The sequence below is a fragment of the Enterobacter sp. LM3 genome (genome assembly GCF_046622475.1).
Lineage (GTDB): Bacteria > Pseudomonadota > Gammaproteobacteria > Enterobacterales > Enterobacteriaceae > Enterobacter > Enterobacter cloacae_P.
The window spans coordinates 23369-36482 of record NZ_JBJURN010000010.1; the positions used below are offsets into that span (position 1 = coordinate 23369).

Annotated in this window: 9 protein-coding genes and 3 tRNA genes; 8 read left to right on the top strand and 4 right to left on the bottom strand. The window is 54.8% G+C overall.

What is annotated here, in order from left to right; translation table 11 throughout:
• Positions 1–199: 199 nt before the first annotated feature.
• Positions 200–1699: a glutamate/gamma-aminobutyrate family transporter YjeM gene (yjeM, locus tag ACJ9N4_RS12550; protein WP_182919287.1), complete on the top strand. Its 1500-nt coding sequence runs from the start codon at positions 200–202 to the stop codon at positions 1697–1699.
• A gap of 38 nt (positions 1700–1737) precedes the next feature.
• On the opposite strand, the gene mscM is transcribed toward yjeM, so the two are convergent.
• From mscM to rsgA, 3 genes are all read right to left on the bottom strand, one after another.
• Positions 1738–5061, bottom strand: a complete 3324-nt coding sequence (mscM, locus tag ACJ9N4_RS12555) for a miniconductance mechanosensitive channel MscM (protein ID WP_182919288.1) — start codon at positions 5059–5061, stop codon at positions 1738–1740.
• 19 nt (positions 5062–5080) lie between these two features.
• The gene (gene asd / locus ACJ9N4_RS12560; protein WP_182273478.1) at positions 5081–6049 is read right to left on the bottom strand and encodes an archaetidylserine decarboxylase; all 969 of its coding nucleotides are present in this window, start codon (positions 6047–6049) and stop codon (positions 5081–5083) included.
• Positions 6050–6147: 98 nt separating this feature from the next.
• Positions 6148–7200 (bottom strand): small ribosomal subunit biogenesis GTPase RsgA, encoded by a 1053-nt coding sequence (gene rsgA, locus ACJ9N4_RS12565; RefSeq protein ID WP_182273479.1) that lies wholly within the window; start codon positions 7198–7200, stop codon positions 6148–6150.
• A gap of 107 nt (positions 7201–7307) precedes the next feature.
• Between rsgA and orn the strand changes: the two genes are divergently transcribed.
• From orn to ACJ9N4_RS12585, 4 genes are all read left to right on the top strand, one after another.
• Positions 7308–7853 (top strand): oligoribonuclease, encoded by a 546-nt coding sequence (gene orn / locus ACJ9N4_RS12570; RefSeq protein WP_182273480.1) that lies wholly within the window; start codon positions 7308–7310, stop codon positions 7851–7853.
• Positions 7854–8051: 198 nt separating this feature from the next.
• A tRNA-Gly gene (locus ACJ9N4_RS12575) sits at positions 8052–8127 on the top strand.
• Between the two features lie 46 nt (positions 8128–8173).
• Positions 8174–8249 (top strand) — tRNA-Gly (locus tag ACJ9N4_RS12580).
• Positions 8250–8295: 46 nt separating this feature from the next.
• Positions 8296–8371 (top strand) — tRNA-Gly (locus ACJ9N4_RS12585).
• A gap of 270 nt (positions 8372–8641) precedes the next feature.
• Here ACJ9N4_RS12585 and queG read toward each other — a convergent pair.
• Positions 8642–9781 (bottom strand): tRNA epoxyqueuosine(34) reductase QueG, encoded by a 1140-nt coding sequence (queG, locus tag ACJ9N4_RS12590; protein WP_182273481.1) that lies wholly within the window; start codon positions 9779–9781, stop codon positions 8642–8644.
• Between queG and nnr the strand changes: the two genes are divergently transcribed.
• Genes nnr through amiB form a run of 3 tightly spaced genes read left to right on the top strand, consistent with a single transcriptional unit; the run spans position 9780 to position 13114 of the window.
• Entirely contained in the window at positions 9780–11303 is a 1524-nt protein-coding gene (gene nnr / locus ACJ9N4_RS12595) for a bifunctional ADP-dependent NAD(P)H-hydrate dehydratase/NAD(P)H-hydrate epimerase (RefSeq protein WP_411500526.1), read from the top strand. The genes queG and nnr overlap by 2 nt on opposite strands.
• Positions 11296–11757, top strand: coding sequence for a tRNA (adenosine(37)-N6)-threonylcarbamoyltransferase complex ATPase subunit type 1 TsaE (gene tsaE / locus ACJ9N4_RS12600; protein ID WP_182273483.1), 462 nt, complete (start codon positions 11296–11298; stop codon positions 11755–11757). Before nnr ends, tsaE begins: the two co-directional genes overlap by 8 nt.
• Before the next feature lie 16 nt (positions 11758–11773).
• Positions 11774–13114, top strand: coding sequence for an N-acetylmuramoyl-L-alanine amidase AmiB (gene amiB, locus ACJ9N4_RS12605; RefSeq protein WP_182919290.1), 1341 nt, complete (start codon positions 11774–11776; stop codon positions 13112–13114).

Below are 13114 nucleotides of genomic sequence, written 5' to 3' on the forward strand. Positions count from 1 at the left end.
CGAAATGCCGGGTGGCGCTGTCGCTTACCCGGCCTATATCCCCCTCTGGCAATAATCCTTTCCATTTCCGCACGACAACATGAAAAACTGCCACTTTCTCTATACACAGGTTAATTTCTTAATTTGCCCGGCATAGCCACAATATTTGTCTGGTCATCTGTTACCATCCGCGGAGCTTAATACTTCTTCGGATGGTTCTATGTCTCACTCACTCAAAAAAATGACCCTCACCGGGCTCATCCTGATGATTTTTACGTCGGTCTTTGGCTTTGCCAACAGCCCGTCGGCTTTCTACCTGATGGGTTACAGCGCGACGCCGTTCTATATCGTCTCGGCGCTGTTCTTCTTTATTCCGTTTGCGCTGATGATGGCGGAAATGGGCTCGGCCTACCGGAAAGAAGAGGGTGGGATCTATTCGTGGATGAATAACAGCGTCGGCCCGCGCTATGCATTTATCGGCACGTTTATGTGGTTCTCCTCTTACGTTGTCTGGATGGTCAGCACGGCAGCGAAAGTCTGGGTACCCTTTTCCACATTTTTGTTCGGGGCAGATAAAACGCAGGTCTGGTCTCTGGCAGGTCTGAGCTCAACACAGGTGGTGGGTATTCTGGCAGTCTGCTGGATGGTCGTCGTTACGCTGGTGGCCTCGAAAGGGATCAACAAAATTGCCCGCATCACTGCCGTGGGCGGTATTGCTGTAATGTGTCTGAACCTGGTGCTGCTGCTGGTCAGTATCGCGATTCTCTGTCTGAACGGTGGGCACTTTGCACAGGAGGTGAATTTTGTGTCGTCACCGAATCCGGGCTATCAGTCCGGCCTTGCCATGCTCTCTTTCGTGGTGTTTGCCATCTTTGCCTACGGTGGTATTGAGGCGGTGGGCGGCCTGGTCGACAAAACCGAAAACCCGGAAAAGAACTTTGCCAAAGGGATCATCTTCGCGGCGATTGTTATCTCCATCGGCTACTCGCTGGCGATTTTCCTGTGGGGCGTCAGCACCAACTGGCAGCAGGTGTTGAGTAACAACACCACTAATCTGGGTAACATCACCTATGTGCTGATGAAGAGTCTTGGCATGACGCTGGGGCAGGCCATGCACCTGACGCCGGACGCAGCGACAATGATGGGAGTCTGGTTTGCGCGCATTACCGGGCTGTCGATGTTCCTCGCCTATACGGGGGCCTTCTTCACGCTGATTTACTCTCCGCTGAAAGCCATTATTCAGGGCACGCCAAAAGCGCTGTGGCCCGCGCGTATGACACAGCTCAACACCACCGGGATGCCAGCCAACGCGATGTGGATGCAGTGCCTGCTGGTATGTGTGTTTATTCTGCTGGTGTCATTTGGCGGGGATACCGCCTCGGCGTTTTATAACAAGCTGACTCTGATGGCGAATGTGTCAATGACGCTGCCTTATCTTTTCCTGACGCTGGCGTTCCCGTTCTTTAAAGCAAAGCAGGATCTGGAACGTCCGTTTGTGATTTTCAAAACCCGCGCGGCTACGCTGCTGGCTACCACGGTGGTGGTGCTGGTGGTGGCGTTCGCTAACATTTTTACGGTTATTCAGCCAGTGATTGAGGCGAATGACTGGAACAGCGCGCTGTGGATGGTAGGTGGCCCAATCTTCTTCTCTCTGCTGGCGATGGGGATTTATGAGAATTACCGTCGCCGCTCAACGGTCTATATCGCGGAAACGGTGTAGTGGTTTAAAACCCCCTCCCGAACGGGAGGGGGAGATGGTTACAAACTTCCCGCCGGGCGGCTACGTGCCGCTGATGTTAACGTTCTTCCCGTCTTACGCCCGTCCAGTGTTTCCAGACGCATCTGGAACGGTGGGAATGGCATATCAATACCGTGTTCACGGAAGCCTGCCAGAATCAGCTGGTGGATCTCATGACGTAGCGGCATGCGGTGTCCCATTTCGGCGGCGTAGATACGCAGTTCGAAGATCTGGATCCCCTGCTGTAAATCCACCAGGAATACTTCCGGGGCCGGGTTGTCGATCACCAACGAGCAGCGTTCTGCTGCGGTGTAGAGGATCTGCGTTACCTCTTCGCTGTTGGCATCCGACGGGGCCGGTACGGTCAACACCACACGGGTAACGGAGTCGGACAACGACCAGTTAATAAACTGCTCAGTGATAAACGCCTTGTTCGGCACGATGATCTCTTTACGATCCCAGTCGCTGATCGTCGTGGCTCGGGTGTTGATCTTCGTGATGCTGCCGGTCAGGTCGCGGATCGTCACCGTATCGCCAATGCGAATCGGTTTTTCGAACAGGATAATCAGGCCGGAAATAAAGTTGGCGAAAATCTCCTGTAAACCAAAACCTAACCCCACACCGAGCGCGGCGACCAGCCACTGCAGCTTCGACCACTCAATACCAATCATCGAGAAGCCAACCAGCCCACCAAACAGCATGATTAAATATTTGGTGATGGTGGTAATGGCATAACCCGTGCCGGGGGTTAAATCCAGGTGTTGCAGCAGTGCCAGCTCCAGCAGAGCAGGGAAGTTACGCACCAACTGGGTCGTAATGATCAGCACCAGAATGGCAACCAAAACCGCACCCAGCGTAATGGGCTCCAGACTTTCTACCCCCCTCACCGTGGATGTTACGTCCCACAGAGAGATGTTCTCCAGGAAGCCAAATGCAGAGTGGATCTCTGACCACAGGACGATCACCGAGAGCAGGGCAATCAGCATCAGGATGGAGCGTACCAGCCGCAGGGACTGGGTACTGATGGCGTCCAGATCCAGTTCGACATCGTCCGTTTCTGACGTTCCTTCGGTACTGTTGGTGTGGTGGGAGTCTTCTTCTCCCCGTGCGCGCTGGGCCAGAATTTCAGCCCGGCGATGCCTGGCGCGGTCAAACGCCAGACGGCGTCGCTGGATCAGCATCCAGCGGCGGATGATGTGGTAGACCACCAGAAGCAGGAACCAGATCGCGACGGAGGTTTCCAGACGCGCCAGCAGCGCCTGTGCAGTGGCGAGGTAACCGACCACTGCCGCCAGAATCGCCGCCAGAGGGGCACTAAGCAGCAGGTTCCACAGCAAACGGTTGAACATGTTTTCACCGCTACCCGTTTTATCGAGGTAAAGCGGTATACCGGCACGCTTCAGGCTAAGCGTCACTATTGCCAGCGCGCCGCAGATCAACATAAAGCACAGGCGACCCAGGGAACCAGAAAATTCACGGTCGTTGAGATTATCGAACATGATCAACGCCATAATCAGCGGCACGATAAGCCCGATGCTCATCAGGTAGTAGCGCATGGCGCGCGCAACGCGATTACGCGGCCAGCCAAAGTGGGCAATGAACAGACCATTTGGCCGCGCGAACGTGGCGCAAATCATCACCACCCACAGCAGGGGAACGGTGGCAGTGACGCCATCGCCAATCGCCACCGCGAGCGGGTAGGGCCAGGCTTCCCGCAGGCCGTATCCCAGCGTCATCCAGAGCACTGGCAGCGGTGAGGCGACGAGGATCGACCAGAAGACGGTGCGTAGCGTCAGCCAGAAGTGATCCTGGGTGACTTTCCCCACCCGGGCGCTGGAGCGCTCAAGGAAACGGGTAAAATGCCGGCGTGAGTAAATGCTGAAGCCCACCAGAATCAACGCCCCCAGCAGCGGGAAGATAGTCTCTTTGCTGGTAATCATCATCACGCTGGCCTGGCCTAACTGGCTGAAGGTATCCAGCGAAATCAGGCGGCGCAGGTCTTGTACGATCTCAATCGGCCACGCGAAGGTCATCGGGCGCACGTCGGATGTCCAGAAGAGATAGCGGTGCGTCGCTTCGCTGACCTCTTTCAGCGCATCTTCCAGCTGGCTGTTGGAGACTTTCAGCTTGGTTAGCTCAAGGATCAGCGTATCGCCACCCTGTAGCAAGGAGTTCAACAGCTCACGCTGGGTTCGCAACTGGGCTTCCAGAATGCGGTTTTGCTCGCTGGTGAGCGGTTGCCCGTCCGCCTGACGGATCTGACGGATTTGTGGCTGTTTGTTGAGGAGGTCTTCAAAGTGCAGGCGCTGAACGCGCAGCTGCGCCATCTCAGTATCCAGCTGCTGTGGTTTCGGCATTTCCGGCAGGCGGGCAACCTGTGCACGTAACGCTTCGCCCAGAAGGTTTGATGAACCCAGCCACTGGGACTGTTCGCGCAGAGTGTTCAGTGCCTGGCGAACCTGTAGCGTTTGGTTGGTGGCCTGGCGCTGTTGCGACGCCACCAAATCCATACGCTGTGCCTGCTGGTTCAGCGCGGCAGACAGTTCACGGTTGACCTTAAACTGGTCGACTATCCCGGTGGGCAGGTTAGCGCTGTTTTCCGCCAGCAGTTCGGTGCTTTCCAGTGCGCGCTCGGCTTCACGCTGGCGCTGGCTGTTTAACTGGTTGCGAAGAGCCTGGAGGTAAGCATCAAGTTGCTGGCTCTGCTTTTGCGCCAGCTCAGACCGCATCCGCGATAGCTCCTGGCGGTTGTTGGCGGAGAGCTGAGCAAGTTCCAGTTCATCAACCAGCGCTTTGAGCCTGGCAGATTCGGCCTGCAGCCCAAGATTTTGTGCCTGGATTTGCGGCGTATTGCCGGATTGCGTACCGACGCGGCGTTCGACATCGTTTAGCTGACGACGGGCATCGGTTTGTTGTTGCGGAAGCTGGCTGAGCGAGTCGGCAATTTCACGCGCGCGCTCTTGTTCCTGCTGGGCTATACGACTCGTGTCCAGAAGCTGGCTGCTGACCTGCAGGATCTCCTGGTTCAGCGCGTCGGAAGTCATACCTTCCGGCACATCGCGCGGTTCATCACGCAGGTTATTAAGCTGAGAGCGTAACGTCTGGGAGAGTTTGGGGAAGTTATCGATAACCTGCTGATATTGCCGCGCACGCTCAAGGGAGCCTTTTCGCTCCTCAAGTGCGTTCAGTGCGGCCTGGAGCGACTCGACGGTGTCTGGCTGAGCGGGTTTTGCCGCTTTTGCCTGCTCCAGCTCCTGGGTGATTTGTTTGGCGTCGGGGGCCGTCGCTGCGTACGCCCCCATGCTGAGGCACCAGGCCATCAGTAGTACGATAATCGGGCGCACGTCAGCAATCCTTCTGTTGTTAGCCTTCGTCTTTTTTGTCGTCAACCTGCGGGCTGACGTCGTGTTCGGCGTTCATCTCTTCCTGTACCAGCGGTGCTGGCTCAGCATCTGGCGTCACGAACGTTTCGGTAGACATCGCCAGCGGCTGACCCAGTTTAGTGACTGACAGGCTTTCCAGCTGTTCAACCAGGTTCACTTTACCCGGTGCAAACAGGTTGATTACGGTAGAGCCCAGTTTGAAGCGACCCATCTCCTGGCCTTTCAGCAGAGCCACAGAGCCTTCTGCTTCACCTGCAGGCCATGTCCAGCGCTTGATCACACCTTCACGAGGTGGGGTGATGGTGCCCGCCCAGACGGTTTCAATGCTGCCTACGATGGTCGCACCTACCAGGATCTGCGCCATTGGACCAAATTCCGTATCAAACAGGCAAATGACGCGCTCGTTACGGGCGAACAGGTTCGGTACGTTTTGCGCGGTCAGGTGGTTCACAGAGAACAGGTCGCCCGGCACGTAGATCATTTCGCGCAGAATACCGTTACACGGCATGTGGACGCGGTGGTAATCACGTGGTGACAGATAGGTGGTCGCGAACGAACCGTTGCGGAACAGGTCTGCCATCAGGTAATTACCTGCCAGCAGTGCTTCCAGGCTGTAGTTGTGACCTTTCGCCTGCAGAATTTTGTCGTCTTCGATTGTCCCCAACTGGCTGATGACGCCGTCAGCTGGCATGACCAGCACGTTGGGATCGGTATCCACCGGGCGCACTTCTTCGCGCAGCGGGCGTACAAAGAATTCGTTAAAGGTGCGATAGCTGGCTGTATCCGGCTTTTGCGCCTCTTTCATGTCGACCTTGTAGTATTTTACGAACAGGTCGATGACCAGTTTGGTCAGCCAGCCTGCTCGTTTGCTTGCGCCCCAGCCCGCCAGGCGAGTGAGCCACAGTTTCGGCAGAATGTATTGAAGCGAAAGTTTAAATGAGTTTAACAAGGTAGCCTCCAGGCCATTGTTTTGTCGTTCCTGATCCGGCTGTGAGCAGCCGGAACCTGAAAAAAGGGGGACGATTTTAGCGATGCTTAGCTTAGTTGTCAGTCATCAGTTTCAGAAAAGCTTTTACGTGTTTTTACCTGCGCCATGCTCTCAAGAATACGGTGATAGTTTTCGAAACGGGTTTCCGCAATGTCACCGTTCTCAACCGCTGCACGGATAGCACAGCCAGGATCATTATCATGTTTACAGTCGCGGTATTTGCAAGCGCCTAAATAATCATGGAATTCGACAAATCCGTTGAAGATTTGTTCCGGCTCCAGGTGCCACAAGCCGAATTCACGCACGCCTGGGGAGTCAATTACATCGCCGCCGTGCGGGAAATGATACAGACGTGAAGCGGTGGTGGTGTGCTGACCAAGACCAGAGACATCGGACACATCGTTGGTGAGGATCTCTTGCTGGAGGCCGAGAAGGTTGTTCAGCAGGCTGGATTTACCGACACCGGATTGACCCGCAAAGATGCTGATACGATCGGTAAGCGCCTCTTCCAGTGGTTTCAGACCATCTTTGGTGTAGCTGGAGACCATCAGCACGCGATACCCAATCTTGCGGTAGATATCCATCTGCTCATTCACGAAGTCCATGCCTTCGTCATCCAGCAGATCGATTTTGTTGAGCACGATGATAGGTTCAACCTGTAGCGTTTCACAGGCGACGAGATAGCGGTCGATAATATTGAGCGAAAGCTCGGGTAAAATCGCCGAAACGATGACTATCTGGTCAATGTTGGCCGCAATAGGTTTGACCCCGTCGTAGAAATCAGGGCGAGTCAGCACCGACGTGCGTTCATGCACGGCTTCAACGATACCTTTTACCGTGACCCCAACCGCGGCCTCTTTACCCGGACGCCAGACTACACGGTCACCGGTGACCAGCGAGCGAATTGTGCGGCGGATGTTGCAGCGGTGAACGCCACCATCGGCGGATTCCACGTCGGCATGCATACCGAAACGGCTGATAACGACGCCTTCAGTGGGTTCGCCAAACAGGTTGTCGTCGTAATCCGGCTTCTCCGAAGTGGTTTTAAGACGGCGCTGGTGGTTGGCGTTGACGCGGCGCTGCTGCCCTTTGGAGAGTTTATTTTTACTCAATCGCGCTGGCTCCTGGTCGCCCGTGATGGGCAAAACCTCTATGATACACTCTAATTAATACTAGTTAACCTGCTACCGCTGGTTATACGAGAAGGGTGGAAAATAACATGAGCGCAGATGAAAACAACCTGATTTGGATTGATCTTGAAATGACCGGGCTGGATCCCGAGCGCGATCGCATCATTGAGATTGCCACGCTGGTCACTGATGCAAACCTCAATATTCTGGCGGAAGGGCCAACCATTGCAGTTCATCAGTCTGATGAGCAACTTGCGCTGATGGACGACTGGAACGTGCGTACCCATACCGGCAGCGGTCTGGTGGATCGTGTGAAGGCCAGCACGCAGGGCGATCGTGATGCCGAGCTTGCGACCATTGAGTTTCTGAAACAGTGGGTTCCGGCAGGTAAATCACCTATTTGCGGTAACAGCATTGGGCAAGATCGCCGCTTCCTGTTTAAGTACATGCCAGAACTGGAAGCCTACTTCCATTATCGTTATCTGGATGTCAGCACCCTGAAAGAGCTGGCTCGTCGCTGGAAACCCGAAATTCTGGACGGCTTTAAAAAACAGGGCACCCATCAGGCGATGGATGATATCCGTGAGTCCGTCGCGGAACTGGCTTACTACCGCGAGAATTTTATTAAGCTGTGATTTTTGAGGCCCGGTACCCTTGCGCTGCCGGGTTTTTGTCGCTAAATTGTGCAGCTTGCCGATTAATTAATCACTTGAACAAGATTTTGAAAAAATCGCTTTCAGGGGGGTTGCAGCTAAAAGGATTTCTCGTATAATGCGCCTCCCGTAACGACAGAGAATTACACGTTACGACAGCAACAAAAGCAGTGCAGATTTGCGGGAATAGCTCAGTTGGTAGAGCACGACCTTGCCAAGGTCGGGGTCGCGAGTTCGAGTCTCGTTTCCCGCTCCAAAATTTGAAAGTATCGTAAGATACGCACAGCACCAGAACCACCCAAGCGGGAATAGCTCAGTTGGTAGAGCACGACCTTGCCAAGGTCGGGGTCGCGAGTTCGAGTCTCGTTTCCCGCTCCAAAATTTGAAAGTATCGTAAGATACGCACAGCACCAGAACCACCCAAGCGGGAATAGCTCAGTTGGTAGAGCACGACCTTGCCAAGGTCGGGGTCGCGAGTTCGAGTCTCGTTTCCCGCTCCAAATTCTTCTTCGTCTCAAAAATATCCACAGCGAAATGCTTCGTTGGGGACGTTTTCTATTGTATCTGAAATACTCTTGTAAACAGAGTTATCCACAGAACCTGTTGTTTATCTGATAATGGTAAAAACTTCGCAGGGTGAATAGTATCTCTTTAATTTATTGAATTTTATTAAGAAAATTTGATTTCAAAATGTTAGTGAGATCACTTGACCTGTTTGCCAGGCCAGATGGCGCTTGAGTTTTTATTTTTATTCACAGGCTGTGAATATATCAAGCATCCCGTGTAAGCCCTTTTTCAATTACCCGCACCAGACGTTGTTTCTTCGGTAACTGCACCTCGACCACGCAGGCATTTCGCTTCTCGATTTGCTGCGCAATCGCCCATTCTATGTGCTCATCGAGAAGTGGGTGCTCACCTCTACGGTTTTCGAGTGCCTGAATGTTGGCTTCATCCCACGGGGCGTTACCCAGTGCAACGGCGACATTACGCAGCCAGCGCAGATGGCCGATACGGCGAATGGCCGAACCTTCTGTTACTTTCAGGAACCAGGCTTCGGTCCAGGCAAACAGCTCGATAAGTTGAGGGGCGTGCAGCGCTTTACGCGGGCTGAAGTCCTCTTCGTCCGTGAGCTGTGAATAGCGGTTCCACGGGCAGATCAACTGGCAGTCGTCGCAGCCGTAGATGCGGTTGCCGATAAGCGGGCGAAATGCTTCGGGGATCGCCCCTTCCAGTTCGATGGTGAGATAGGAGATGCAGCGGCGGGCGTCAACGGTATAGGGCTCGACAATAGCGCCGGTCGGGCAGATGGTCATGCAGGCTACACAGCGGCCACAGCCTTCCTCTACCGGGCCATCCACCGGCAGCGGTAAATCAATGAGCAGTTCACCGAGAAAGAAGAACGATCCGGCGTCGCGGCTAAGGATAAGTGAGTGCTTACCTGTCCAGCCAAGCCCGGCTTTTTCGGCGATAGGGCGCTCAAGAACAGGCGCAGAGTCGACAAACGGTCTAAAATTCAGCGAAACACAGTGCTGCTGAATAGTTTCCCCGAGTTTTTTTAAGCGGTTACGCAGGAGCTTATGGTAATCACGCCCCAGGGCATACCGGCTGACGTAACCGAGGGAGGGGTTTTTGAGCGTGCGCGCAAATGCCGCGTTAGCCGGCAGGTAGTTCATGCGCACGCTGATGACGCGTAATGTGCCCGGCAAAAGCTCGTGTGGACGCGCACGCATCATGCCATGACGCGCCATCCATTCCATTTCGCCGTGGTATTGTTTGTCCAGCCATGCCTGAAGTTTCGGCTCGCTGGCGGAAAGGTCGGTATCGGTAATACCTACCTTCTGGAAGCCAAGCTCAGCACCCCACTGTTTTATGTTTTGCGCTAACTGATTGAGATCGAGGGGCTGTGACATGACGGACCATACAGTGAAGAAAAACCCTGCAAGTATACCACATTCCATCTGGCATGCGGATGACCTCCGACGCACCGAAAAAGAGGCCGCAGACAGCCTCGGCATTACCCTTTATGAACTGATGCAGCGCGCGGGCGAAGCGGCGTTCAACGTTGCCCGGGAGGCCTACCCGTGCTCCTCACACTGGTTGATTTTATGCGGGCATGGCAATAACGGTGGAGACGGCTATGTCGTGGCGCGTCTGGCCGTTGCGACCGGGCTCCGTGTGACGTTGCTGGCGCTGGAGAGTGATAAGCCGCTTCCTGATGAAGCTCGTATGGCGCGGGAAGCCTGGCTGAATGCCGGTGGTGTGATTCACGCGGCGGATATTGTCTGGCCGGATGAGATCGACGTGATTATTGATGGCCTGCTGGGTACTGGCCTGCGCAGTGCTCCGCGTCAGGATCTTGCGGCGCTGATTGAGCATGCTAATGCGCATACCTCGCCGATCGTGGCACTGGATATTCCTTCGGGTCTGATAGCGCAGACCGGAGCGACCCCGGGTGCGGTGATCTATGCCTCGCACACCATAACGTTTATTGCCCTGAAACCTGGATTACTCACCGGGAAAGCGCGGGATGTGGTGGGTACACTACACCATGATGCGCTGGGGCTGGCGCACTGGCTTGCCGGACAGGTGACGCGCCTTTCGCGCTTTGATGCTTCGCAGCTTGTGCAGTGGCTACCACCGCGCCGTCCGACATCGCATAAAGGCGAACATGGCCGTCTGGTGATTATTGGCGGCGACCACGGCACGGCAGGTGCTATCCGCATGGCGGGTGAAGCGGCTGTACGCAGCGGTGCGGGGTTGGTTCGCGTGCTGACGCGCAAAGAAAATATTGCGCCAATAATCACCGCCCGCCCGGAACTGATGGTGCATGACCTGACGCCACAAATGCTTGAGGAAAGCCTCGAATGGGCGGATGTCGTGGTGATTGGTCCTGGGCTCGGGCAGCAGGCCTGGGGCAAACAAGCCCTGAAAAAAGTTGAGAATTTTCGTAAACCGATGCTGTGGGATGCCGACGCGCTGAACCTTCTGGCAATCAACCCGGATAAGCGTCACAATCGCATTCTGACACCACACCCCGGCGAAGCCGCGCGGCTGCTTAACTGTAGCGTGGCAGAAATTGAAAGCGATCGCTTACTTTCTGCTCAGCGTCTGGTAAAACGTTATGGAGGTGTTGCCGTGTTAAAAGGGGCGGGAACCGTTATCGCCAGCGACGATGCACAAGGCATTATTGATGCCGGAAACGCAGGTATGGCGAGCGGCGGCATGGGCGATGTGCTTTCTGGTATTATCGGCGCATTGCTTGGACAGAAACTTCCCCTTTATGATGCAGCCTGTGCGGGCTGCGTGGCCCACGGCGCAGCGGCTGACAGGCTTGCTGCACGTTATGGAACACGCGGTATGCTGGCCACCGATCTTTTTTGCACGCTGAGGCGTGTTGTTAACCCGGATGTGATTGACGTAGAAAATGACTAATCGAGCGATTCCTTTACCTGATGAACAAGCCACTTTAGATCTCGGCAAGCGCGTGGCGCAGGCCTGTCAGGGGGCAACCGTCATTTATCTGTATGGTGATTTAGGCGCGGGTAAAACAACCTTCAGCCGTGGTTTTCTGCAGGCGTTAGGCCATAACGGAAACGTAAAAAGCCCAACCTACACGCTGGTAGAACCGTACGCGCTTGAAAACCTCATGGTGTATCACTTCGATTTATATCGCCTTGCGGATCCTGAGGAGCTGGAGTTTATGGGGATCCGCGATTATTTTGCCAACGATGCCATTTGCCTGGTGGAGTGGCCGCAACAAGGTGCGGGTGTGTTGCCTGACCCGGATGTCGAAATTCACTTAGATTACCAGGCACAAGGGCGTGAGGCACGCATCAGTGCTGTTTCCTCATCAGGGTGTTCCTTACTGGCGCGTTTAGCCGGTTGAACGTAGGGATAACGGGATGATAAATCGCGTTAAAGGTTGGTTGCTGGCTGCGACGGTACTGCTGTGCGCACAGGCCGGGGCGGCAAGCCTCTCGGATATTCAGGTGTCGAACGGGGATAGCCAGGCCCGGATCACGCTCAGCTTTATGGGCGATCCTGAGTATGATTTTTCACAACCAGACAGCCACAGTGTGGCGCTGGATATCAAACAGACTGGTGTGATCCAGGGATTGCCGCTGCAGTTCAGCGGTAACAACCTGGTGAAAAGTATTCGTTCCGGTACGCCTAAAGACAGTCAGTCGCTCCGACTGGTGGTCGATTTGACCGAAAAGGGCAAAACGAAGGCCGTGAAGCAGCAAAACGGCGCGAATTATATGGTGGTCTTTACCATCAATGCTGACGTACCTCCGCCTCCACCACCGCCACCGGTTGTGGCAAAACGCGTGGAAGAGCCAGTTTATACCCCGCGTCCTTCTGAACCTGCGCGTAACCCGTTTAAATCGGACAATGATCGTATTACCAGTCTCACCAGCAGTAATACGGCAACACCGCGTCCGGCGGCCAGTGCGCGTCGTGCGGTCAGTGGCGATAAAGTCATTATCGCTATTGATGCAGGCCACGGTGGACAGGATCCTGGTGCGATTGGCCCTGGCGGTACGCGAGAGAAAAACGTCACTATCGCTATTGCCCGTAAGCTGCGGATGCTTTTAAACGACGACCCGATGTTTAAAGGTGTGCTGACCCGCGACGGGGATTATTTTATTTCGGTCATGGGACGCTCGGACGTTGCACGTAAGCAGAATGCCAACTTCCTGGTCTCAATCCATGCGGATGCTGCGCCAAACCGCGATGCAACCGGCGCTTCCGTCTGGGTGCTCTCAAACCGTCGGGCCAACAGCGAAATGGCGGGCTGGCTGGAGCAGCATGAAAAGCAATCTGAACTGTTAGGTGGTGCGGGAGATGTGCTGGCAAACAGCCAGTCTGACCCTTACCTCAGCCAGGCAGTACTGGATTTACAGTTCGGTCATTCTCAGCGCGTCGGGTATGATGTGGCCACTAATGTATTGAACCAGTTGCAAAGCATTGGCGTGCTGCACAAGCGTCGTCCTGAACATGCCAGCCTCGGGGTTCTGCGTTCGCCGGATATTCCGTCCATCCTTGTAGAGACGGGCTTTATCAGCAATAACGGTGAAGAACGTTTGTTGGGAAGCGACAGTTACCAGCAGCAAATTGCCGAAGCGATTTATAACGGTCTGCGTAAATATTTTGACGCGCATCCGCTGCAGTCCGCCCCGCAGGGTGGAGCAGGCCAGACGGCCAGTGCCGCGCTACCGGGTGAGATGACCGCGACAAACTAA